The sequence below is a fragment of the Actinomycetota bacterium genome, assembly GCA_018333515.1.
GTDB lineage: Bacteria > Actinomycetota > Aquicultoria > Aquicultorales > Aquicultoraceae > Aquicultor.
Map to the genome: position 1 here is coordinate 135772 of JAGXSZ010000022.1, position 22832 is coordinate 158603.

Here is a 22832-nt window from a genome sequence, read left to right on the forward strand (position 1 = left end):
ACAGCGCTCGCGCATTGTGTCAATAAATATCGTCTAATTTAGCTTGATGTGCAATTCCCTGAGCTGCGGGTCGGTAACGGTGTCGGGCGCGCCCGTCATGAGGCACGAGCCCGTCTGCGTCTTCGGGAAAGCGATGACCTCTCGAATGGTCTTCTTCTTCATCAGCGTCGCCACCAGCCTATCGAGGCCTATCGCCAGGCCGCCATGGGGCGGCGCGCCGTATTGGAACGCCTCCAGCAAGAACCCGAACTTCTCGCGCGCGTCTTCGATATCTAGTCCGAGCAGGCCGAATATCTTCTCCTGCAACTCCTCGTCGTAGATTCTAAGGCTTCCTCCTCCCACCTCGACGCCGTTGATAATAATATCATAAGCGTAAGAGTGGACCTTTAGCGGCTCGGAATCGAGGAGCGGAATGTGCTCTTTTTTCGGCATCGTAAACGGGTGGTGGTTCGAGCTTAGTCGCCCGTTCGTCTCGTCCCACTCGAAGAGCGGACAATCGACCAGCCACATGAATTTGAAATCATCGGGGTCGATCAAACCGAGTTCGCTGCCTAAGCGCAGCCTGAGCGCCCCGAGGACCGTCGAGGCTTTGACCGGCGTGTCCGCGGCGAACATGCAGAGGTCGCCGGGCTTGGCGTGGAGGCGCGTTAGAATCGATTCGAGCTGCTCTTCGGAGAAGAACTTCGCAATCGGTGAGCGGATGTTCCCCTCGGCCTCGATAGCGACCCAGGCCAAGCCTTTCGCCCCGTGCTCGACCGCGTATTCGGTCAATTCCTCGATTTGGCCGCGTGAATAAGTCGCGCAGCCCGGCGCGCAGATGCCGCGCACCGCCCCGCCGTTCTTGACCGCGTCGGCGAAGACCTTGAAATCGACGCCGCCCGCTATATCGCTGACATCCCGTATCTCCATCCCGAAGCGCAAGTCGGGCTTGTCGCTGCCGTATTTGGCGATGGCCTCGTCGAAGGGCATCCGCATGATGGGCTCGCCGATATCGACGCCGATCAGCGAGAAGACCTCTTTTAGCATGCCCTCGATTAGCGCGATGACGCCTTCGACGTCCATAAACGACATCTCCATATCGATTTGGGTGTGCTCGGGCTGCCTATCGGCGCGCAGATCCTCGTCGCGAAAAGCGCGGGCGAACTGGAAGTAGCGCTCGATACCGGCTACCATGAGCACCTGTTTGAAGAGCTGCGGCGACTGCGGCAACGCGTAGAAATGGTGCGGTTGCATACGGCTCGGCACAAGGAAGTCGCGTGCGCCCTCCGGTGTGCTCTTGGTGAGCATGGGTGTCTCCACCTCGATAAAGCCGTTCTCATCGAGGTAATTGCGGACGGTTTTGACTATGTTGTGGCGCATGATGAGGTTGTCCTGCATCTCCGAGCGGCGCAAATCCACGTAGCGATAGCGTAGGCGCAAGCTTTCATCGCTCGGCGCGTCGCTGTCGATTTCAAACGGAGGCGTCTTCGATTTATTGAGGATTTCGATATTGTCGGCCTCGACCTCAACCTCTCCGGTCGCGAGCCCCGGGTTTATCGTCCCCTCGGGTCTCACCCGCACCTTGCCGTTGACCGACACGACATACTCGCTCCGTACCTTCCGCGCTTCTTCAAACGCGCATGCCATGCTCGGGTCGATGACGACCTGGACAACCCCCGAGCGGTCGCGTATGTCGAGAAATATCAGCCCTCCGTGGTCGCGCCTCGTCTGTGCCCAACCGGCCAGCACGACAGCCGCCCCGACATCGTCTTTCTTAAGAACGCCGCACGCGTGCGTCCTCGTCGCATACTTTGCCAGACTCTCCATTAATATCGCTCCAGTTTAAAGTGACTTACCTTACTCGCGTTCTTGAATATTCGACAACGGCTCGATTGCCGGTGCGTTAATTGGCTGCGCCGACGAGGCCGGTGAGGTGTTCGACCAGTTCGTTTAGTTTTACCTCTACCTGCGCGCCGTCCTCCATATCCTTTACCACAACGGCGCCCGCCTCAAGCTCGCGCGAGCCTAGAAAAACAAAATACCTGACGCCCCGGCGATTTGCCGCCTTGAGCTGGGCTTTGAGGCTTCTGTCCATATAGTCGATATCCGCGCTTATATCGTTTGCCCGGAGTTCATATAGTATGTTGACCGCGGCGTGTTTCGCCGCCGGGTCGGCCACCGCTATAAAGACCTCGGTCGTATTTTCGTCAACATCGAAGGCGCCCTCTTTTTCGACGGCGAGCGCGAGCCGCTCGGTGCCGAGCGCGAAACCGATTCCCGGTGTCGACGGACCGCCGAACTCCTCGACGAGCTTGTTATATCTGCCGCCCCCGCCTATCGCGTTCTGCGCTCCGAGCAGCGGGCTAACGATTTCGAAGGTCGTTTTGGTGTAATAATCTAGGCCGCGCACCAGCTCGGGTTTGATTACGTAGTTGACGCATTGCATCTCAAGATAGTGTTTTACCTCGTCGAAGTGGTTGCGGCAGCTTTCGCAGAGATGGTCGATTAATTTCGGCGCATCCGACATAACTGCTTGGCATGTCTCGTTCTTGCAATCGAAGAGGCGCAACGGGTTGAGGTCGACGCGTTTTACACAGTCGTTGCAGAGACTTTCGCGCTTCGCTTCAGCGTATGCCTTGAGCGTCTCGATATATTGCGGGCGGTCGTTTTCGCAGCCCATGCTATTGATATAGAGTGTCAGCTCTTTCAGCCCTACCGCTTTGAAGTAGTTTACAAGAAGCAGAATCGACTCGGCATCGAGTGCCGGGTCGTCGGAGCCGATAGCTTCGACGCCTATCTGCCAAAACTGGCGAAACCGCCCTGCTTGCGGGCGTTCATAGCGAAACATCGGTCCGGTGTAATAGAGCTTGACCGGCTGCGGGAGCTGGTTCATATTTTGCTCGACATACGACCGTATGACCGGGGCCGTCCCCTCGGGGCGCAGCGTGAGACTCCGTTTGCCCTTGTCCTCGAAGGTATACATCTCTTTTTGAACGATATCGGTCGACGAGCCTATGCCGCGCGTAAAGACTTCGGTATGCTCAAAAATCGGCGTGATTATTGGTTTGTATCCGTACTTCTCGAACAACTCGACCGCTTTGCGCTCAAGATATTGCCATTTTACGGCTACATCGGGAACGATGTCGGTTGTCCCTTTCGGTACTTTAAATTGCAAGCTCTTTGCCTCCTTAAAAGACAATGTCGGGCGCGCGTCCATCCACCTTGTCGATTGGATAATACGAGTCGTTTACGCGCGTCACATTATGCGTGTGCCTCAATCGAAATACGGGTTCTCTCGTTTTTCGGCGCCGACACTCGTCGCCGGGCCGTGTCCGGGATAGACCTTGACTTGGTCGGGATAGATAAAAATCCGCTCCCTCACAGATTTTAACAGTCCTTCATGCGAACCGCCAGGAAAGTCCGTCCTGCCGATTGAGCGCTGAAACAAGAGGTCCCCGGTGAAAAGGTGGTCGTCGACGCGTATGGTGATGCTCCCCGGGCTGTGACCCGGTGTGTGCAACACTTCGGCCTCGTGGTCTCCGAATTTGATGCGTTGACCGTCATCGAGTTCGATCACGGTCGCCGGGTCGACATTTACGACGTCTCCGAAGATATAAGCAAGGCTAAGTTTCGGGTCGGTTATCGCGTCCCGGTCGAGCGCGTGTATTCCAATCCGCGCACCGGTCTCGCGGGCTAGTTCCGCGGCCGCCGCATAGTGGTCCCAGTGGGCATGGGTGAGGATGATATATTTTACGGTCAGGTCCTGCGCGGCAATCGTGTCGAGAATCATCTGGGCGTTGCCGCCGGGGTCTATGACAATCGTCTCTCCTCCCGATTCCGCCGCCACTATATAGCAATTCGCGTCGATATCGCCTACAACAAGTGTCTCAAGATACATTTTGTCTCCCTTATCTATCTTTTGAAGCGCGGCTCTCTCCGCGCCGCCGTTTTTCGCGCCCCGGGCGCAGCCGCCGCAGGCTAGCGCTTCCCGCCGCCCTCATCGCCCGACTTCGCTACGATTTTCTGGCGGCGCGGCGTATTCGGCTCTACACGATAGACCTCATAGACCGCCGGCACCTTTCGCACATTACCGATTATCGTCTGGAGGTGGCTGATGTCGCCAATCTCGAAGACGAACCGCAGAACCGCGATGTGTTCCCTGTTAGTCGTGACCGCCGCCGAAAGAATGTTGACTCCCGCGTCGCCCAAGACCGTGCTGACGTCGCGTAAGAGTTTCGGCCTGTCGAGCGCCTCGATTTCCACCTCTACCTGGAACGCGGATGGCCTGCGCTCATCCCAGGAGACCTCTATCAGCCTATCCGGCGCGGTCTGTTTTAACTGTTTGGCGTTGGAGCAATCGCTTCTGTGAACCGAGACACCCCTGCCCCTGGTCACAAAGCCCATGATGTCGTCGCCGGGTACCGGGTTGCAGCAGTGCGCGACCCGCACGAGGACGTCGTCGAGGCCTTTGACGATGACACCCGAACGGCTTACCCGACGCGGTTTGCGTTTCTGGGTAATTTCGAGTTGAAGCTCTTCAATCCCGTAATCGGCCTCCGCCCTTTCGCCGTCTTTGCTTTTGGCGATTGCGTCGGCAATCCGACCCACGACCTGCTTGGCAGAGGTTTTACCAGCCCCGATGCTCGCGTAGACATCTTCAATCCTCGTGAAGTTGAGTTCTTTGACGACCGCTTCGAGCACCTTAACGGTCATCGGCGATTTCATCCCTGTCTCTATTTTGCGCAGCTCTTTCTGGAGCATATCGCGACCCGCATCTTCGCTCTCCTCGCGGTTCTCTTTGGTGAACCATTGGCGAATCTTGTTCCTGGCGCGCGAGCTTTTTACTATCTTGAGCCAGTCTTTGCTCGGGCCCGAGGTCGTCTTGGAGGTCAAGATTTCGACGAAGTCCCCTGTCTTCAGCTTATATTCGAGCGTGACTATCTGGTTGTTTACTTTAGCCCCGATACACCTATGCCCCACGTCGGTGTGGATGGTGTACGCGAAATCCAGCGGGGTCGAGCCGGCCGGCAGGTTTATGACGTCGCCTTTTGGCGTAAAGACATAGACCTCGTCCTGGAAGAGGTCTATCTTGAGCGACTCCATAAAATCGCGCGGGTCGTTCAGCTCACTTTGCCATTCAAGCATCTGGCGCAACCAGATGAGGCGCTCGTCGAACTTATCCTCTTTTCCGCCTTCTTTATAATGCCAGTGCGCCGCGATTCCGTATTCGGCGGTGCGGTGCATCTGGTAGGTGCGTATCTGTATTTCGAGAGGCTTTCCCATCGGGCCGACGACAGTCGTGTGGAGCGACTGGTACATGTTGAACTTGGGCATCGCCACAAAATCTTTAAAACGCCCCGGCACCGGCTTCCACATCGCGTGGATTATACCGAGCGCGCCGTAGCAGTCTTTTATCGAATCGACGAGTACGCGAACGGCCGAAAGGTCGTAAATCTCGCTGAAATCTCGCCCCTTCTTGACCATCTTCTCGTAGATGCTGTAAAAATGCTTGGGGCGCCCGCTTATCTCCGCTTCGATATGGACGGCTTTGAGTTCGCGGTCGAGCGCCTTTATGACATTTCTAAGGTACTCTTCGCGCTCGGAACGGCGCTCGGCGACCATGTTCTGTATTTTATCGTACATCTTTGTCTCTAACGCCTGAAAAGAGAGGTCTTCGAGTTCCCATTTGAGGGACATGATGCCGAGCCGGTGCGCGAGCGGCGCGTAAATTTCGAGGGTCTCCTCCGCTTTCAGCTGCTGTTTGGGCAAATCCAGGTGGCGGATGGTGCGCATATTATGGAGCCGGTCGGCCAGCTTGATGATGATTACCCTTATGTCTTTGGCCATGGCGATGAACATTTTTCGTAAGTTCTCCGCCTGCTCTTCCTCGCGGCTTCGAAATTCGATTTTGCCGAGCTTGGTGACGCCGTCGATGAGGGCGACGACGTCCTCGCTTACCTCGTCTCGCAGGTCGTCCAGGGAGATGCTCGTATCCTCGACGACATCGTGGAGGAGCGCCGCCAAAATAGTCGTAGTATCCATACCTAAATCGGCGAGGATATCGGCGACCTCGACCGGGTGCGAGACAAAGTCCTCACCCGACTTCCTGTATTGGTCTACATGGAGTTTGCGGGCAAGATTGTATGCCTTGCGTATCGCATCGATATCGGCGCCCGGATTATATCGTTTTACTTTGTTTATGAGACTTCGGATTCTCGCCAAAATATCGCCCCCAGTATACAAGATTTTAGCAGATAACCGGGGCCCTTAATAGACAACGCGCATGATGTTATGAGGGCCTGCCCGCCATACCGGGGCTTATCTTTTTATGCTATTCCCAGGCAAATATGGTAGATTATAAACGTCGGCCCTACGCGTAACCATGATTTATAATCCCGCGTCGCCTTTTGTTTCAATGTTTTAGACCATTTGGAGGATAGCGCTTGTGGAACTAGCATTCTTGCAGGACATCGTCGCTGTATTCGCGCTGGCTATAATTATAATCTTCTTCTGCCATCGGCTTCGCATCCCGACGATAGTCGGCTTTCTGGTCACCGGCATACTCGCCGGCCCCCATGTATTCGGAATCATCAGCGCCGATCATGACGTCGAGAGTCTGGCTGAAATCGGCGTCGTCCTTCTGCTCTTCACTATCGGCTTGGAATTCTCGTTCAAGCATCTGCTCCAAATCAAGAAATCGGTGCTCTTGGGCGGCTCGCTCCAGGTAGTCCTAACGTTCTTGGCCGGTTTCGGGATTGCCGCGCAATTGGGGCGGCCCTTCGGCCAATCGGTCTTCATCGGCTTTCTGCTCTCGCTCAGCAGTACCGCTATCGTTATGAAGCTCATCCAAGAGAGGGCCGAGATAGACAGCCCGCATGGGCGAACCGCGCTCGGAATTCTTATCTTCCAGGATATAATCATCGTGCCGATGATTCTCTTTACACCGCTACTCGCCGGCGCCCAGGATGATGTCTGGGCGTCGCTCTTAATACTTCTGGGTAAGGGTATAGCGATAATCGCGCTGGTTATAGTGAGCGCCCGGTGGCTCGCGCCGTATCTCTTATACCAAATCGCGCGCACCCGCGACCGCGAACTCTTTCTCTTCGGCATCATGGTTCTCGGCCTCGCGGTGGCGTGGCTTACATCGAGCGTGGGGCTTTCGCTCGCTCTCGGAGCGTTCCTGGCGGGCCTTATCATATCCGAATCCGAATATAGCCATCAGGCACTCGGCAACATCCTGCCGTTTAAGGATATCTTTACGAGCTTCTTCTTTATTTCTATCGGCATGCTCCTCGATGCCGAGGTCATCCTCGCTCAACCGCTCTTCATCGCTTTCATCACGTTAGGCGTACTGCTGCTCAAGGCCGTTATCGCAAGCTTTTCGGTCGCGCTATTGGGGCTACCCATAAGAACCGCGATTCTCTCCGGATTCGCGCTCGGCCAGGTCGGCGAGTTCGCGTTTGTGCTGGCGGGTACCGGCACAACCTACGGCTTGCTCGCGGGCGATACCTATCAGCTCTTTCTCGCCGTATCTATCATGACGATGGCGCTGACACCGGTTATGATAGCGGTATCACCGCGTGCAGCGGATTTTGTGGCGGCGCTGCCTATGCCCGATAGAATCAAGTTCGGCTTCAGCCCGACCGTCTACAAAAAAGCCGAGTCCAAGGCGGAACATCTCGTTATTGTCGGCTTCGGTTTTAACGGCAGAAACGTAGCGCGCGCGGCCGCCGCCGCGAATATCCCCTACTACATAATCGAAATGAACGCCGAGGCGGTAAGGGCCGAGCGAAAGCAAGGTGAGCCTATTATTTATGGCGACGCTACACACGAGGCGGTCCTGGAGCAAGTCGATATACAAGACGCGCGCGTCGTAGTCATCGCAATCTCCGACCCGGCGGCTACCAGGCGCATTACCGAGATTGTCCGGCGCCTTAGCCCGAAAGCTTATATTATCGTGAGAACGAGGTATGTGCTCGAACTCGAGCCGCTCCATGAAATCGGCGCCGACGAGGTGATTCCGGAAGAGTTTGAGACCTCGGTCGAGATTTTCACGCGCGTTCTTAAGAAATATCTGGTACCCGCCGACGAGATAGAGGAGTTCGTCGACGATGTTCGCGCCGGCAGTTATGAGATGTTTAGAAGCCTCTCTAAGCGGACGACGTCGTTCTCCGATTTCAAACTCCACCTGCCCGATATTCAGATAAGGACCTTTCGCATAGGCGAAAACTCCATCGTCAATGGGAAGACTCTCGGCGATATCGCGATGAGAAAGAGCTACGGGGTCTCTGTTCTCGCCATCCGCAGAGATGGCGAGATGATATCGAACCCGCATGGAGACACCGATGTTCATGCGGGAGACCTGGTCGTAGTGGTAGGGACGCGCGATAAAATAGTCACGGTCGCTCCGATGCTCAGAGGTTAGCTGTAGGCCTGGTTTTCCGCAATTCACGGAATCGTTAAAGGCCCGCGATGTGCTCGCGGGCCTTCTATTTTAGTATTAGACGGCGTATTTTACGCTTGCGCTTCCAGGGCGTTTCGTACCTACGACGTTGAAGCCCGTGCTATGGCGTCCTTGCCGTATTTGTTTTTCAAGTTGCGGTAATACGGCTCCGCCTCCTTCCAGACGACGAAGATCGGCGCGGCGAAGAATATCGATGAGTACGCACCGACGATTGTCCCCACCATCAGCGCGAACGCGAAATCTTTCAAAGTCTCGCCACCGAAGAGCATGATCGCTACAATCGGCAGAAGCGTCGTCAACGAGGTGTTTACCGACCTCATGAAGACCTGATTGATCGACTTGTTCGCCATCGCCTCATAGGTCGTGCGAACTATGCCGGGGGAGTTCTCCTTGATTCTATGGAAGACGACAATCGTGTCATAGAGCGAGTAGCCCAGGATAGTTATGAGCGCCGCTATCATGTTCGGGTTCACCTCACGCCCGACAAGCGCGTATACTCCGGCCGTTATGATTATGTCGTGGAAGAGCGCGAGAATCGCCGCTACCGACATCTTGAACTCGTAGCGCACCGTGATAAAGACCAAGAGCAGGATTAACGCGGCGACAAACGCGTACACCGCGCGCTCGGTAATTAGCGCTCCCCAACTCGCGTCGACCGTCTTCGTTTGCCGGTCGACAACACCGAATTTCGCGTCGAGCGCCTTGAAAAGCTCGGCCTCCTGCTCGGTCGATAGTTCCGTCGTGCGTAAGAGCATCATCGAACCCTTCGTTGTCGAGGTAAGCGCGCCCGCGTCGGTGCCGACGATGTTCTCTATAGGCTGAATCTTGCTCTCACCCAGTCCCTGCTCTTTAAGTACCGAGCGGATCTCCTCGACCGACGCGGCCTTTTCGAACTTGACATCCGAGGAGCTTCCGCCTTTGAAATCGATACTATAGTTGAACCCTATTACCAGCATTCCGATGAGGCTCAACGCAAGCACTACTCCGGATATCGCAAACCACACATTCTTCTTGCCTAAGATATCGAGATTAAGCATTTTGCCTCACCTTCCCGACTCTGACAAGGAGGTTCGGACTCTTGATCGGCCATATCTGAGCCAGCAAACCAAGCGTCGGCCTCGTAAATAAGAGCATCAAAACGATATCTAGGGCCAAGCCGATGATGAGCGCGAGCGCGAAGCCGCGAATCTGGCTCACACCCACTAAGAAGACCACGAACATTACGAGCATCGTCACCAAATCGGCGTCGAGACTCGTCTTGAAGCCGTGCCAGAACCCGCTGTCCGCCGCCGTCCTAAAGGTCTTTCCTTCGCGCACCTCTTCCTTTATGCGCTCGAAGATGATTATTTTAGAGTCGGCCGCTATGCCCAGGCTTAAGATAAGGCCGGCGATACCGGGGAGCGTTAGCGTCCAACCATAAAACTGCCCCATCGCGGCGACGACTCCCCAGAATAATATCGCGTAGGTCGTAATGCCCAACCACGTAATAAGACCGAGGCCCTGATAGTAGAAGAGCAGATATAACGCGACAAACAAATAGCCCGCGATGCCGGCGATAACACCCGCCCGCAGCGCTTCGGCACCGAGCGTGGCGCCGACCCGGCGATACTCGAGGATTTCGAGGGTCACTGGGATGGAGCCGCTATTTAAGACGATAGCGATCTCTTTCGCCTCATCTATCGAGCCGATACCCTCGATGACGGCTTTTCCGTCCGGGATGGCGCCCCTAATATTGGGAGCCGTGATTATCTGGTCATCGAGGACTATGGCGAGTCGCTTGTCGACATTGTTCGCGGTGATTTGGCCGAACTTCACAGCGCCCTCGTTGTTGAAGGTCATATTGACTATCGGCTGGGCGCCGATTTCCCCACCGAAAGTCGCTTGCGCGCTGCTGATTGTGTCGCCGGTCAATTCTACCGGACCCAGCACGGGCTTGCCTTCAAGCTTCTGCTTGTTCAACTCGGCCATGTCGTTGATTGCGGCATACGCGTCCTGAACGATTGCGAACTCGAGAACGGCGGCTTTTCCAAGAATCTCTTTCGCCCGCTCCGGGTCTTTTACTCCCGGGAGCTGAACGACGATGTTGCGCGCGCCTTCCCGCTGAATCTCGGGTTCGGCGACACCGAGCGCGTTGACGCGCTGGTTGAGTACGAATTCCGCCTGCTCCATCCGTTCTTCCGTTACCTTGACTTCAGGCGAGTCCTTCGCCTCGTAAGTAACTTGCAGGCCGCCCCTCAGGTCAAGGCCGAGTTTAGCCGATTTTTCGATCGGAAATATCATTACGATAGAAAGCCCAATCATGATCAGCACTAGACCGAGGGATAACAGGTGCTTTTGCTTGTCAGTCAATTCCTTTCCCCCCTACAGAAGTTTTACTCCGTTTATAACCAGACCGAACTCGCATCCTAGAAATTCGGCCGCCCTACGGCATATTACCATACGCGATAGGAATATCTCAAAATACTCCATCACCTGGCTGATAGTGGTATCGATATCTATTTCCAGCTCGATCAGCTTGCGGTCGTTATCGACCCGCAAAAACGAGCGCTGAGCGGCGAGGTTGACCCGGTCGTGGATGTCGCGCGTCAACGGGTCCGGTGTGCGAACCCTGCTGCGATGAACATCGGTCTTATCGCCAAGAATAATCGCCGCGCTTATCGTGCTCGTCGCCATTCCATAATCTTCCTCGTGGTTGCCGATAGCGTTCATGACAACCATCATCTCCTCGGGAGACATGCCGAGACGTATCAGTACCGACTGCGCGAGCATCGCGGCCGAGACCGCGTGGAAGCTACGCCCTATCGCGTTCCCGATATCGTGCAAATAACCGGCCATCCCGGCCAGTTCGGCTTCACGGTCCGGGAAATGCAGCCTGCGCAAGACATTCATGGAGATATTGGAGACGAGTTCGGCGTGGCGGAATCCGTGTTCCGTGAAGCCGATGGCTTCCATGTGTTTGTCCGCCTGCGTGATATACGCTTTCACATAAGAGTCTTCTTTGATTTCAGCTAGAGTTACGGGCATCCCCTGCAGCCACCTTCTTCAATTTTGTCATTATATTCATCGTTACACATGCCAACTTCGATCTTACATCATTGCGACATAACATCGCCATTATACTATTTAGCGAGGCCATTGTCAGTGAATTCATGCGTATATTAGCTATAAACCCGTACCCGGCAAACGAGTAAGCTATTTCCGCGCGCTCAGTCGCATGCGGCGGCGGTGTTTTGGCAGGGTTTACGCGTTGACTCGTTCAAAGTAGCGGCCTTTCGCGCGGAGCGTAAAGATATCCGATAGGGCTGCCGCTCAACATCGTCGCCGAATTGTTTATCGTGTTGGCGACAGAGAGCGGTCGCGGCGGGCGAAAACTATTTTATGCGCAGATAGCAACCGTCGATATCGCGCCTGATAAACCCGGATATCTCCAGCGTTAAAAGTAGAACCGAAGCCGTAGCGTTATCGACCGGAATACCGCGCGTGACCTCATCGAAGCGCTTGGGCTCCCAGCCGAGCTGTGTAAGAAAGTCTTTTTCGGGACCGGAGAGCCTTTCGAGGGGTTCACCCCGGTCGAGCGTTATGCCCGTTAAACTCAGCGCATCCAACACATCCTGCGCGGACTCTATCAGGTGCGCCCCTTGCTTGATTAGCGCGTTAGTCCCTTTACTCATCGGGCTCTTACTGTAACCGGGCGCCGCGAAGACATCGCGCCCGTACTCGAGAGCAAAGTCGGCGGTAATAAGGGCGCCGCTTTTCAGGCCCGCCTCGACCACAACGACGCCGTTGCACATGCCTGCGACAATACGGTTTCGCGCCGGAAAATTGCGCGGAAACGGCTCCGTCCCCAGCGGGTATTCTGAGATTAGAGCGGCGCGCTCCCCTATCCGCGCAAAGAGGTTCCGGTTCTCCGGCGGATAGACGAGGTCGAGCCCGCACCCGAGCACCGCCGCCGTAAGCCCGCCCGCCTCGAGCGCGCCGGTATGCGCGGCCGTATCGATGCCGCGCGCCCCGCCGGAGACGACGAGCACGCCGGCGGCGGCTAGCGCCGAAGCCAACTCCATGGCGAAAGCCTTCCCCCGAAGGGTCGCATGCCTCGAGCCGACGATAGCTATCGAGGCATCGCAGGCGGGCAGCGCGCCTTTGATGAAAAACGCCTTCGGGCGCCAAGGCGCATCGAGAAGAAGTCGCGGAAAACCTTCGTCTTCGTCGGTCATGACGGCGATACCTAGAGCACGAAGTTTCTCTAATTCCGCGTCTAAGTCGATAGCCGCGCGCAAAGCGACCGTCTCGGCTACATCTTTATCGGCGAGTCCGAGAGCGCTCAGTGCCATATGGTCGCAATCCCAGAGCGCCCGGGGACCGCCGGCCTTCTTAGCCAAGATATATTGGCGGTTGCGAAAAGCCGGCACCAGCTTTATGCCCAACCAATACTTTTTGTCGCCTCCATCGGGCATGCCGTCATACGTCTCTAATCGCATAAGCCGACCCCCTTGGACGGCGGTAGCGCGACAACGCGCTGATAATACGTGCTGCTTCCCATCATATATACTCTCTGTCCAGCGCGCGATATTGAACCGCTTCGGCGATATGCTCGATTTCAATCCGCTCGCTCACGGAGAGGTCGGCTATGGTGCGCGAGACCTTCAAGACACGCTCGAACGCCCTTCCGCTCAAGCCCAACTTATCGACCGATGTTTCCAGAAAAGAGGTCGCTTCGGAGGTTAAGACGCAAAACTTTTTGACTTCTCTCGCCTTCATGTGCGAATTGGTCACGAGCAACCGTCCGTTGCCGTTTATGGTCTTTAAGCGCTCGCTCTGCGCATTGCGGGCCGAATCGATGCGGCGTTTTATGGTCGAGGAGGCCTCCCCATCGGGCGAGCGCATGAGTTCGTCCTTGCTGAGGCGGGGAACCTCGATGTGAATGTCTATCCTATCGAGAAGCGGCCCCGAGATACGCCCGCGGTACTGCTGAACCCGGTGCGGTCCGCAAATGCATTGCTTCACCCGATCTCCCAGGTGCCCGCACGGGCACGGGTTCATCGCGGCGACTAGCGTAAATCGCGCCGGGTAGGTGAGCGAGCCCGACGCCCGCGAAATCGTCACTTTGCCCTCCTCCAAAGGCTGGCGCAACACCTGGAGGACACCCTTAGCGAACTCGGGGAACTCGTCGAGAAACAAGATGCCGTTGTGCGATAGCGAGACCTCGCCCGGCCTTGGATAACTGCCGCCGCCGATGAGGCCCGCATGGCTTATCGTGTGGTGCGGTTCGCGAAACGGCCGCGTCGTTATCAGCGACTGCTCGGGGCCGAGCATGCCCGCTACCGAATATACTTTGGTCACGTCGATAGCTTCGTCGAGGCTGAGCGAGGGCAAAATCGAGGGCAGGCGTGACGCCAACATCGTCTTACCGGAACCCGGAGGGCCGATAAGAAGGATGTTGTGCCCACCCGCCGCGGCGACCTCTAGCGCCCTCTTTATGTGCTCCTGCCCTTTAACATCCGCAAAATCCGGCTCGAACTCACCCGCATCCGACCTCTCTGCCCGGTAACTCACCGGCTCTATGGGTGCCTTGCCGGCAAAGAAGTCGACGACCTGGTTGAGGTTGGCGACCGGGAGAATATCTATCCCATCGATAATGGAGGCTTCGCGCGCGCTCTGTGCGGGCAACACCACGCCCCGTTTTCCCTGCGCCTTAGCGCAAATAGCCAATAGCAGCGCCCCGTTTATCCGCCTTATCTCGCCGGTAAGCGACAACTCGCCGGCGAGCAAATAATCCCCAAAGCGCTCGGCCGGCACCTGTCCGGTAACGGCAAGTACTCCTAACGCTATCGGAAGGTCGAAGACCGGGCCTTCTTTTCGGATATCCGCCGGGGCCATGTTGACGACGATTCGTTTCAAGGGAAACTCGAACTCGGAGTTTTCGATGCCGCTGCGAACCCGCTCTTTCGACTCCTGGACCGCCGTGTCGGCAAGGCCGACTATGCTTACTCTCGGCAGCCCGAGCGAAGCGTCTACCTCTACCTCAACCGGCACGGCACTCATACCCACGACCGTTGCTGAAAGTACCTTAGCCGGCACGAGTCCCTCCATGTGTTTAGATATCCGCCGCCAATAGTGCGTTTGCGCTATTACGTATAATAGCGTTTGCACGCGCCCAATGCAATGGCTCGCGGCGGAAATTAAAGGGCGTCTCGGAGTAGTGAAGAAAGCGGGTGCGTATCCGATATCCGGGCGGCACCGGTCACGATTTGGGGACGGCTTGTCGCCGCAACACTATTTCGGCAGGGCGACGACCTTTAGACGCTCCGTCTCGGACTCGTAGTTTTCACAAGTCAATAAGGTCAATCGCTCATCGTCGGTAGGAGCGTATAATTCCGGGTCCTCCGCTCCAAAGGTCTCTTTGGTTTTTACAATATACGCGTAAACGCGGCCGCGATATGCGACGAGAACCTCGTCGCCGTCTTCCAACTCGCCGAGAAGGCCAAAGGTGGTCTGAGGCACCCAGTTTGCGGGGTCATAATTGTGCCCGACGATAATGACGTTCTTACCCTCGCCGGGAAACCCGCTCTCCGGGACATGCGCGACGCCTCGCCTCAAGGAATCCTCCGTGACCACAGGCAGCACCGGAGAGTCGACCCTGATTTTCGGTATGACGACCCAGAAATGCCCCTGCTCTAGAACGATCTTGTTTATCGCCGGCGCGGGGCCGACCGCGACATATACTCTTGGGTACAGCAACGTCCCTAGAATCGCTAAGCCGCAAACTAGAAAAATCGCCCCGAGCGCCATGCTGAGACCGCGCTTCCGGGTGTGCGCGGTATCCTTTTTTTTGCCGCCCTTTGTAATGGCCCGAACATCCTTTATGGCCCGAACATCCTTTTTACCCATGCGCATCCTTTAATTGGTACCGGTTCCCGCTCATTACGGCTGTCGTCTTGTTGCGTCGTGCGTTGCGCCGATTGCCCGGCACCGAAAAATTCACCGATATCGTTTAACAAATATATTATACATCGCTTAGGGCACGGTTTTACAGAATATATTGCTCTGCCTAGTCGCGGCCCATGGCTATCGCGCAACGGCTTGATTGTCAAGGCATCGAGAGCGCTAACCGTGGGCACGCATGTAAACCTTGTCATGCATCTCGATCGCCGCGGTTCTTTCGAGGCTGTTGGAGAAATTATCCACATCACTTCCTTCAACGCCAACGTTAGGGATTTGCTCGTAGGAATCGAATATATTCAAATAGACAAAGCGAGCCTGGAAACGCTGATGAGCTTTATACAGGAGCAGGTCGACTTCGAACACAAAGGAGACCCGACCGAAGCCGGAGCCGAAAACGCGGGATTACTCCGCGACGACGAAAGAGACTAGACGGTTATGCGCTCCTTACGCGAAAGGCGTAAAGTTTCCGCTCGCATCTACCGATTAAATAGTTATTGCATCCCTAAGCGACTGAGTAAAGCGTAGAAAAGCCTATGCGGCCACCGACTGGTGGCCCTCAGTCTTTTTAGGAATAGTTTTCAAATCATTTCTCGGTACCTCCGGCCACATTGTTCCTAGGCCCGAACACGCGGATTGTCGCCCAAATGTTGCGCGTTTCGTGCGGGTTTTGATAAGCTGTTTAAAACTCGATTATGCGGAAAGCAAAGGACGATGGGTAGACAAGACAAAGTTCGAGCGCTAAGCGATTTTAGTAAAGTGAATTTCAAGATGAAGCGGTTGTTGTTGGCGACTGACGGCTCGGTCCCCGCCATAATGGCTACTAAGTATGCGATTGCCCTGGCTAAGGTCTTTAACGCGGCCTTAAAAATAATCTTCGTAGACACTAGCGAGGATGAGCACGACTATTCCCGCAACATCGTCATGTTGGAGACCCCCAAGGAAATACGCCAAAGCACGGCGGGTGTCTCCATTGCGAAAATATACGCGGACAAAAACAAGATCAACTACAACATCGAGATAGTAAAGGGCAACGTTCCAAAGACAATTATCAAGGCGGCCGCCGATTATGAGGCGGATCTTATTATTATTGGAAATACCGGCCGCACCGGCTTGAAACGACTCGCTCTCGGCAGCGTGTCGGATGCGGTTGTCAAAGAATCCACTATACCTGTCCTTGTAATAAAGGGCAGTTAGAGCCGGATACGGTAAATGTTGTTCCACTTAAACCTCGTTTTGTGCCGTTTACCGACTTTTACTGTTTTGAGCACAACTTCTGGATTACGCTAATAACGTCAAGCTTTTCACTAAATGGTTGCGAAAAGCGATGCGACTCTAAGGGAGCCAAATGATAGATAATCTTTACAAATCGACGGCGACGTCGAAAGCGTCGGATGTGCAAGAGTTATTTATCGATATAAAAAAGATATTATTGGCGACAGACGGGTCTCAATCATCTATTATGGCAACCGAGCAAGCGATAGCTTGGGCGGGTTTTTTCGGGGCCGCTGTAAGAGCGATTTATGTCGAAAGCGACTACGAAATGCTTGAATCGCCCTACCTCGAAACCGAAAAGCACCTTAAGGGTAAGCCGGGAGTTGGCCGATGCGCGGAACTGCTAGATGCTGTGAAGCGTTACGCGGAGCAAAACAACGTAAGAATAGAGACGCGTGTGCTCCGAGGGCAAGTCGCTAGAACGATAGCCGACTATGCCGAGGTATACGGACCGGACTTGATTGTTATCGGCAACTCGGAAAAATCAGGAATAAAACGGTCACTCGGAAGTGTCGTAGACGCGGTTATGAAAAACACGGATGTACCGGTACTTGTGATATCGGATAACTAGTTGAAAACTAAATAGTTGGGACAATGGGCAGGTGCTCGACTCCCCCAGTAGGCTTCAGGCCTAAAAACTTTTTCCCAAACCTTAATGGCTATTGCTCCCGATAGACCATAAAGGATCCCCTTTTAACACCTGCCCATTTTCTTTTTTTTTGCCCTAAAACGCGTCTTCGATGTGGGTTATTTGAAAGCCTTCTCCTTGCGCCAGCACGGAGATAACATCGAATCTCACGCTCTCGAGTTCGGCCAGACTGCGAGCGGTAGCCAAGTATAGCTCCGCCACGTTCCTGATAATTCTTTGCTTTGATACCGTTACCGCTTCGAAAGGCTCGCCGAACGCCTTGTTTAGCCTGGTCTTGACCTCGCAAAAGACTAGCGTACGACCGGTTACCGCGATAATATCGATCTCACCCAACTTCGAGCGGTGGTTTCTTTTTATGATGCGGTAATCCTTACCTTTAAGATAATGGACCGCGACATCTTCGCCGGCCTTACCTATAGACATGGACCCCTCACTTAGCTTACGCCCGCATTTAAGGTTCTATCGCAAAAAGCCCACGAGCAGTCGATAGACTGCGGTCATGGGCTACCCGAATGCCGATCGGGCCTATTTTACCGCGCTCATATAATCATCGAGTTCTTTCTTGAGCAATAACGATTTCATCTGCGCCGAGAGGTCGCTCAATATCTCTAGAACCTCAGCGATACGCCGGTCGCGATCATCGCTCTTGTGTCGGATCATCGGTAATAATATCTGCTGAAAAAGCGCCGCTTCTTTGTCGGCCAGGGTCGCGTACATGCGCAGGTGCCGCGGCTCGATGCCGTATCTGTTCATCTCTCTGGCGATGGTCATGAGGCGTATATCGGCCGATGTGTAGCTCTTGCCTTCAGAGGTTTTAACCGACTGGATTATCCCGAAATTCTCGAGCATCTTTGCGACATCCGCTGAAATACCAATGCTGTTGATGGCCTTCTCGGCCGAGACGGGCCCCGCGGTTTCGGAACCGATTTCTCCTTCGCTATTCTCACGCGCGATTTGCCTGATATCGGTAGTCACCTGCCCCATATCCATCATATCGAGGTTTTGCCTGATAACGTTGAGGGGCATGTATTTTTCTTTCTGAAGGCGCAGCGCGAGGTCTAGCCGGCGGACATCATCTTTCGAGAACTTTCGATATCCACCCGCCGTGCGCTCCGGCTTGATCAGATTCTCTTCTTCATAGTAACGAATCTTGCTGATCGACAGGTCAGGATAGCGCGGTTTCAGCTGCTGAACTACTTCACCTATCGTTAAATAGTCTCTCTTTGTCGCCATTGCCTGTCCTCCCTCCAAATAATCGCTTGCTTGGGTCACATGATTTTCCATAGGTGCTCTTATACTTGGAGACATCTTATTGTCCGTCCCGTCTCCGTTTGTCTCAACTAATGCTTTCTAGACATGAAGACCAGCCGGAACTTTCCGATTTGGAGTTCGTCGTTTGAATGAAGTACCGTCGGCTCTTCGATGCGCTCGTGGTTGACATACGTTCCGTTCAAGCTTCCGGAATCGCTAACAGTAACGCGGTTACGCTTCATCTTTAACTTCGCGTGGTGCCTCGATATCGTAATGTCGTCCAGAAATATGTCGCTGGCGGGGTCGCGGCCGAGAGTTATCTCTTCCTTCGCCAGGCTGAACTTCTGCCCGACATAGGCGCCTTTCTTGACGACCAAGACCGGCTCGTCCTCTACGGCTAACTCGATTTCCGCCTGGGCCTGCTCTAAATCGGCCCGCGAAAGAGAAACCGTCTTTTCCGCGTCGGATACTAGCAACTCCCCGCATTGGCGGCAGACATTATCGCCGTTTTCGTTTTTGCCGCCGCATTTACCGCACTCCATTTTAACCCACCAAGTTCAATATACGTAGTAATAATCGCCTTACTTAACAGCCTCTTTAAGCTTGTCTTCATAAGCCCGCAAGACTTCCTTGCGTTCCAGGACGTACGCCAAGTGACCGTCGCTTATTCTGCCCTTGATATTCGGGTCTTCCAGTATCTCGCCGAGCTTTCTGCCTTTACGGACCTCGCTCACGATATACTCGGTCAAACGGTCTTCTTGAATATTCGCGCCCGCTTCTTTAAAGAATTGCTCAATTATCTCGGTGATTCTTGATTTTGACACCCGCGTCTCCCCTCACCTCAATCGACTAAGGCCGCATTTATCGCCGGCTTAACCGTGCGACCTCTTTAGCGTCTGCTGGTTGCGCGCATATTAAAACGCGTCTTCGTCAGAGACGTCTACTTTAGAAACACTCGTCAAGCCGCGTGCCAGAATCTCGCTCAGCCTGTCTACATCGGCCTCGGAGATGACTCGTCCGCCCTCTCTGGAACTCTTCATCCTGTCGACGAGTTCCGCCTTGAGGATATCGATTTTTCCATGGAGCACCCGTCGCTTAAACGAAACTCGTTCTTCTTCGCCGCAAAGTTGATCCAGGATTTCCCTGAGTTCTTCGTCTGATTTTTCGGAAATGTCAACTAATACGTTACTCAGGTCTAACTCGTTCTTCTTATCCATGACACATCCCTCTTTGTTTTGTTTGTCCGAGTTTGGCGCGGAACCCAGGCCGCTCCTAGATTCATGCTTCAGCCTGCGTAGACTGCCTAAACGCCCTCTGTTTCGATTGAGCCGCGATTGCTTGGTGGTGATTATTGCGTTTAATAGTGTGAATATTACGGGCTAACCGACGTTCGGCTAATTTACTCTATAATCTAAAGATAAACTTGAGTGTTTAAAAAATCCAGTACTTTGACGAATTATTTTTGTTTTTTTACGCCTACAGCCCCTTTACGTATTCGGCGTACTCGGTTTCGTTCATCAGCGTCTCGAGTTCGGCCGCGTCGCTAAGCTCTACCTTATACATCCAGCCGTCGCCATACGGGTCCCCGTTGATCACCTCCGGCGTATCCGCCGGCTTTCGGTTTATCTCGATTATCTTTCCGCTTACCGGGGCGTAAAGGTCCGATGTCGACTTTACCGATTCTATCTCGCCGATGACATCGCCTGCCGCAATCGCATCGCCGTCATCCGGGATATCGAGATAGACGATATCTCCGAGCGTGTCTTGCGCGTAATCCGATATTCCGACGACGACAGTGCCGTTGGCGACGCGCACCCAACCATGCTCTTTGTGGAATAATAGGCCTTCCGTCGACATCGACCGACTCCTTTCAATCGTTCAACTTCGGTGGACTCTTGGTCATGCAAATGCCAATTACGACATCTTGCCCAGAAGATACGAGATTACCTCTTCGTTCGGACGCGGCAGGCCCGCAATCCTCCAGGCTTTTAATGGGTCGATAAACTCCTCATTTACGCAATCCCGGGCTTGATGGACGTTCTTGCAGACATTACCCAGGATGGGATAAGAGTTGTATTTTTCGTAATATGTGCGCATGAATTTGATGATTTCCATCTTGTCGGGCGTAAGCTCACCTACCCCCTCTTTCTCGGCTAACGCATGGGCGATAGATTCATCCCATCGATGATAGTCGATCAAATACCCTTCTTCGTCAACGTCTACGCCGACGGCCATTCCCATATTTACTCCCTCCGACATCGCATACCTCCAAGTCTGTTATTGCCGACACGACCTGCCCAAATACAGACCGTTCGGCTCTTCCCCAATAGAGCAATCGCTCATCGCGCTGTCCTTATTGATACCCGTTTTCGTGTGGTTTCTACCTGTTATCAACACAAAACTAGTACTCCACCACACATACATCGACTGGTATCCGTCATTCTGAGGGGGTTGAAAACGACCGAACAATCTCAAGCTTTAGAGATTCTTCGTTTCACTCAGAATGACAACCCATAAAACGTGTGATGGAGTACTAGCCGTTCTTGTCCCTTAAGATAGTTCTATAGCTTTTTTCCAATCGCTCTTTTTGCGCCTGGTAATCTTTCTTGTCGGCGAGAAACGCCAGCTCTTGCTGGAGTTTGAGGTAGCTTTCGTAGCGGGTAGCGTCGAGGGTTCCGTCTTCAATGGCTTTTTTTACCGCGCAACCGGGTTCGCTCTCGTGGTTGCAATCGTTAAAACGGCATTCGCCCGCAAAAGCATCTATGTCTTCGAAAGCGTCGCTTAGGCCCTCGTCGGTGCCCCAAAGCTGAATCTCGCGCAGACCCGGCGTATCTATGACCAGGCCGCCGGAGGGCAAAGCGATGAGCCTGCGATATGTCGTCGTGTGCCGGCCCTTGCCGTCGCTCTCGCGTATCTCGGCCACTTTTTGGACCTCTTCCCCGAAGAGGGTGTTGATCAGCGTAGACTTCCCCGTTCCCGAAGAGCCGAGCAACGCCGCGGTGGAGCCCTTTTTGAGGTATGGGTCGAGCGCTTGCAGGCCCTGCTTTTTTATAGCGCTGACGACATGAACCGGTACCCCTATCGCGATACCCTCGACTTCGGCCAGCTTTTCATCGAGGTTGTCGCAGAGGTCGGCCTTGTTGAGAATGAGCACGGGTTTTGCCCCGCTCTCCCAAGCGAGAGTGATATAGCGCTCCATGCGCCTCAGGTTAAAGTCATCGTTGAGGGCGTTTACGAGAAATACGGTATCGATATTGGCGGCTATGACCTGCACGTCTATCATGTTGCCCGCTACCTGGCGCGTAAACTTGCTCCGCCGCTCAAGGATGTCGTGGATGACGGCGCGGTCTTCGCCCGCACGCAGGAGCATCACGACCCAATCGCCGACCGCCGGAAACGCCGCACGCCGCCGGCTGTCGTGGCGCATCTTTCCGGATACGGTCGCCAGCACTTCGCCGTCCTCTGTAAAGACCCTGTATATATGTTTGTGCTCCGCCGAGACCCTGCCCGTTAAATATCCCTGCTCCGCATAGTCGGCAAAGCTCGCTTCAAAGAAAGCGTTCCAACCGAGTGATTCTAAATCCAACTGAACTCCTCTATGATGTAGCTAATAGGCCTTATGTGATGATAGCACCTTTTCACACAGGGGCGGTAACGGCCCGGGGTCGATATAGGTCCCTTTAGTGAGGCGGAAACCGGTTAGAAGAAGACCATCTTGAGCCCGATTAGGATGACAATGATGCCGCCGATGATGTTGAGCGGTAGTTTTACAAAACGTATTCCGTACGCCAAAAGCATCCCGCCCGCCGTCACTCCGACCGGGTCGCAAACCAACACGATCGCGGTTTGCGCGAAGTCTTGTTTGGCGATTCCTTCAGCGGCTATTATCGCGTAAGGTCCGGGAGTGAGGGCGAGTATGAATGCGGTGATGATGACCTCGCGCCTAGACTTGCCATGCACTTCTGCTTCGGCGGCCCTCTTCTCATACGAGCCTCTAAATAGCATTCGAACGCCGGTGATGCAAATAATGATGCCGCCGATAGTGGAGAGCGGTATCTTAGCTAAAGAGGCGCCCGCCGCGACGAGCGCGGTCGATAGGCTCACGCCCGCCAGGACGGCCAGGGCGATGAGGGCGACCGTCCTTCTGTCATTGCGCGCCAGGGCATCCGCGACATAAACATTGTGCGGCGGCCACGCCGCCGACAAGAAGAGAATCGATAGCGCGAGGCCGAAGTATGCGAGCAATATCATCTTTCCCCTCGAGTGCCCGATTAG

At 54.5% G+C, this 22832-nt stretch carries 23 protein-coding genes; 4 read left to right on the forward strand and 19 right to left on the reverse strand.

All coding sequences use genetic code 11. The annotated features are described in order from the left end of the window. Positions 1 to 33 precede the first annotated feature (33 nt). From aspS to KGZ93_05340, 4 genes are all read right to left on the reverse strand, one after another. Positions 34 to 1806, reverse strand: coding sequence for an aspartate--tRNA ligase (gene aspS / locus KGZ93_05325; GenBank protein MBS3909031.1), 1773 nt, complete (start codon positions 1804 to 1806; stop codon positions 34 to 36). Positions 1807 to 1882: 76 nt separating this feature from the next. Next, positions 1883 to 3196 (reverse strand): histidine--tRNA ligase, encoded by a 1314-nt coding sequence (locus KGZ93_05330; GenBank protein MBS3909032.1) that lies wholly within the window; start codon positions 3194 to 3196, stop codon positions 1883 to 1885. Positions 3197 to 3253: 57 nt separating this feature from the next. After that, positions 3254 to 3877 carry an MBL fold metallo-hydrolase gene (locus KGZ93_05335; GenBank protein ID MBS3909033.1) on the reverse strand — a complete coding sequence of 208 codons (624 nt, stop codon included), beginning with the start codon at positions 3875 to 3877 and terminating at the stop codon, positions 3254 to 3256. Between the two features lie 80 nt (positions 3878 to 3957). Then, the gene (locus tag KGZ93_05340; protein ID MBS3909034.1) at positions 3958 to 6201 is read right to left on the reverse strand and encodes a bifunctional (p)ppGpp synthetase/guanosine-3',5'-bis(diphosphate) 3'-pyrophosphohydrolase; all 2244 of its coding nucleotides are present in this window, start codon (positions 6199 to 6201) and stop codon (positions 3958 to 3960) included. Positions 6202 to 6424: 223 nt separating this feature from the next. Here KGZ93_05340 and KGZ93_05345 point away from each other — a divergent pair, with 223 nt between their 5' ends. Next, positions 6425 to 8404, forward strand: coding sequence for a cation:proton antiporter (locus tag KGZ93_05345; GenBank protein MBS3909035.1), 1980 nt, complete (start codon positions 6425 to 6427; stop codon positions 8402 to 8404). 119 nt (positions 8405 to 8523) lie between these two features. On the opposite strand, the gene secF is transcribed toward KGZ93_05345, so the two are convergent. From secF to KGZ93_05375, 6 genes are all read right to left on the reverse strand, one after another. After that, positions 8524 to 9480, reverse strand: a complete 957-nt coding sequence (secF, locus tag KGZ93_05350; GenBank protein ID MBS3909036.1) for a protein translocase subunit SecF — start codon at positions 9478 to 9480, stop codon at positions 8524 to 8526. Then, the gene (gene secD / locus KGZ93_05355; protein ID MBS3909037.1) at positions 9473 to 10792 is read right to left on the reverse strand and encodes a protein translocase subunit SecD; all 1320 of its coding nucleotides are present in this window, start codon (positions 10790 to 10792) and stop codon (positions 9473 to 9475) included. Before secD ends, secF begins: the two co-directional genes overlap by 8 nt. Positions 10793 to 10804: 12 nt before the next feature. Continuing rightward, on the reverse strand, positions 10805 to 11467 hold the full coding sequence (locus KGZ93_05360) for an HD domain-containing protein (protein MBS3909038.1): 663 nt from the start codon (positions 11465 to 11467) through the stop codon (positions 10805 to 10807). Between the two features lie 347 nt (positions 11468 to 11814). Beyond that, complete coding sequence (gene dprA / locus KGZ93_05365; GenBank protein MBS3909039.1) at positions 11815 to 12921, reverse strand: DNA-processing protein DprA; 1107 nt, start codon at positions 12919 to 12921, stop codon at positions 11815 to 11817. A gap of 61 nt (positions 12922 to 12982) precedes the next feature. Continuing rightward, positions 12983 to 14521, reverse strand: a complete 1539-nt coding sequence (locus tag KGZ93_05370; GenBank protein MBS3909040.1) for a YifB family Mg chelatase-like AAA ATPase — start codon at positions 14519 to 14521, stop codon at positions 12983 to 12985. A 195-nt stretch (positions 14522 to 14716) separates the two neighbouring features. After that, positions 14717 to 15331, reverse strand: coding sequence for a sortase (locus KGZ93_05375; GenBank protein ID MBS3909041.1), 615 nt, complete (start codon positions 15329 to 15331; stop codon positions 14717 to 14719). Positions 15332 to 15553: 222 nt separating this feature from the next. Here KGZ93_05375 and KGZ93_05380 point away from each other — a divergent pair, with 222 nt between their 5' ends. The 3 genes from KGZ93_05380 (at position 15554) to KGZ93_05390 (ending at position 17228) form a co-directional block, all read left to right on the forward strand. After that, positions 15554 to 15814: a hypothetical protein gene (locus tag KGZ93_05380; protein MBS3909042.1), complete on the forward strand. Its 261-nt coding sequence runs from the start codon at positions 15554 to 15556 to the stop codon at positions 15812 to 15814. Positions 15815 to 16153: 339 nt separating this feature from the next. Further along, on the forward strand, positions 16154 to 16579 hold the full coding sequence (locus KGZ93_05385; GenBank protein ID MBS3909043.1) for a universal stress protein: 426 nt from the start codon (positions 16154 to 16156) through the stop codon (positions 16577 to 16579). A gap of 151 nt (positions 16580 to 16730) precedes the next feature. Beyond that, positions 16731 to 17228 (forward strand): universal stress protein, encoded by a 498-nt coding sequence (locus tag KGZ93_05390; GenBank protein ID MBS3909044.1) that lies wholly within the window; start codon positions 16731 to 16733, stop codon positions 17226 to 17228. 153 nt (positions 17229 to 17381) lie between these two features. Here the strand turns inward: KGZ93_05390 and KGZ93_05395 are convergent, their stop codons facing one another. The 9 genes from KGZ93_05395 to KGZ93_05435 form a co-directional block, all read right to left on the reverse strand. Then, positions 17382 to 17729, reverse strand: a complete 348-nt coding sequence (locus tag KGZ93_05395) for a YraN family protein (GenBank protein ID MBS3909045.1) — start codon at positions 17727 to 17729, stop codon at positions 17382 to 17384. Between the two features lie 102 nt (positions 17730 to 17831). Further along, positions 17832 to 18539, reverse strand: a complete 708-nt coding sequence (locus KGZ93_05400; protein MBS3909046.1) for a MerR family transcriptional regulator — start codon at positions 18537 to 18539, stop codon at positions 17832 to 17834. A gap of 107 nt (positions 18540 to 18646) precedes the next feature. After that, entirely contained in the window at positions 18647 to 19099 is a 453-nt protein-coding gene (locus KGZ93_05405) for an FHA domain-containing protein (protein ID MBS3909047.1), read from the reverse strand. Positions 19100 to 19138: 39 nt separating this feature from the next. Continuing rightward, positions 19139 to 19381, reverse strand: coding sequence for a hypothetical protein (locus KGZ93_05410; GenBank protein ID MBS3909048.1), 243 nt, complete (start codon positions 19379 to 19381; stop codon positions 19139 to 19141). A gap of 90 nt (positions 19382 to 19471) precedes the next feature. Then, entirely contained in the window at positions 19472 to 19774 is a 303-nt protein-coding gene (locus KGZ93_05415; protein ID MBS3909049.1) for a hypothetical protein, read from the reverse strand. 259 nt (positions 19775 to 20033) lie between these two features. Beyond that, positions 20034 to 20414 (reverse strand): glycine cleavage system protein GcvH, encoded by a 381-nt coding sequence (gcvH, locus tag KGZ93_05420; protein ID MBS3909050.1) that lies wholly within the window; start codon positions 20412 to 20414, stop codon positions 20034 to 20036. A 57-nt stretch (positions 20415 to 20471) separates the two neighbouring features. Beyond that, positions 20472 to 20798 (reverse strand): TusE/DsrC/DsvC family sulfur relay protein, encoded by a 327-nt coding sequence (locus tag KGZ93_05425; protein ID MBS3909051.1) that lies wholly within the window; start codon positions 20796 to 20798, stop codon positions 20472 to 20474. Positions 20799 to 21090: 292 nt separating this feature from the next. Then, positions 21091 to 22143, reverse strand: coding sequence for a ribosome small subunit-dependent GTPase A (rsgA, locus tag KGZ93_05430; GenBank protein MBS3909052.1), 1053 nt, complete (start codon positions 22141 to 22143; stop codon positions 21091 to 21093). A gap of 113 nt (positions 22144 to 22256) precedes the next feature. After that, positions 22257 to 22808: a hypothetical protein gene (locus tag KGZ93_05435; protein MBS3909053.1), complete on the reverse strand. Its 552-nt coding sequence runs from the start codon at positions 22806 to 22808 to the stop codon at positions 22257 to 22259. Positions 22809 to 22832: the final 24 nt, after the last annotated feature.

Coding starts and splice junctions, on each gene's coding strand:
- aspS (MBS3909031.1), bottom strand. CDS start 1,806: ATGGAGAGTCTGGCAAAGTATGCGACGAGGACGCACGCGTGCGGCGTT.
- KGZ93_05330 (MBS3909032.1), bottom strand. CDS start 3,196: ATGGACGCGCGCCCGACATTGTCTTTTAAGGAGGCAAAGAGCTTGCAA.
- KGZ93_05335 (MBS3909033.1), bottom strand. CDS start 3,877: ATGTATCTTGAGACACTTGTTGTAGGCGATATCGACGCGAATTGCTAT.
- secF (MBS3909036.1), bottom strand. CDS start 9,480: ATGCTTAATCTCGATATCTTAGGCAAGAAGAATGTGTGGTTTGCGATA.
- KGZ93_05360 (MBS3909038.1), bottom strand. CDS start 11,467: ATGCCCGTAACTCTAGCTGAAATCAAAGAAGACTCTTATGTGAAAGCG.
- dprA (MBS3909039.1), bottom strand. CDS start 12,921: ATGCGATTAGAGACGTATGACGGCATGCCCGATGGAGGCGACAAAAAG.
- KGZ93_05375 (MBS3909041.1), bottom strand. CDS start 15,331: ATGGGTAAAAAGGATGTTCGGGCCATAAAGGATGTTCGGGCCATTACA.
- KGZ93_05385 (MBS3909043.1), top strand. CDS start 16,154: ATGAAGCGGTTGTTGTTGGCGACTGACGGCTCGGTCCCCGCCATAATG.
- KGZ93_05390 (MBS3909044.1), top strand. CDS start 16,731: ATGATAGATAATCTTTACAAATCGACGGCGACGTCGAAAGCGTCGGAT.
- KGZ93_05395 (MBS3909045.1), bottom strand. CDS start 17,729: ATGTCTATAGGTAAGGCCGGCGAAGATGTCGCGGTCCATTATCTTAAA.
- KGZ93_05400 (MBS3909046.1), bottom strand. CDS start 18,539: ATGGCGACAAAGAGAGACTATTTAACGATAGGTGAAGTAGTTCAGCAG.
- KGZ93_05405 (MBS3909047.1), bottom strand. CDS start 19,099: ATGGAGTGCGGTAAATGCGGCGGCAAAAACGAAAACGGCGATAATGTC.
- KGZ93_05415 (MBS3909049.1), bottom strand. CDS start 19,774: ATGGATAAGAAGAACGAGTTAGACCTGAGTAACGTATTAGTTGACATT.
- gcvH (MBS3909050.1), bottom strand. CDS start 20,414: ATGTCGACGGAAGGCCTATTATTCCACAAAGAGCATGGTTGGGTGCGC.
- KGZ93_05425 (MBS3909051.1), bottom strand. CDS start 20,798: ATGGGAATGGCCGTCGGCGTAGACGTTGACGAAGAAGGGTATTTGATC.
- KGZ93_05435 (MBS3909053.1), bottom strand. CDS start 22,808: ATGATATTGCTCGCATACTTCGGCCTCGCGCTATCGATTCTCTTCTTG.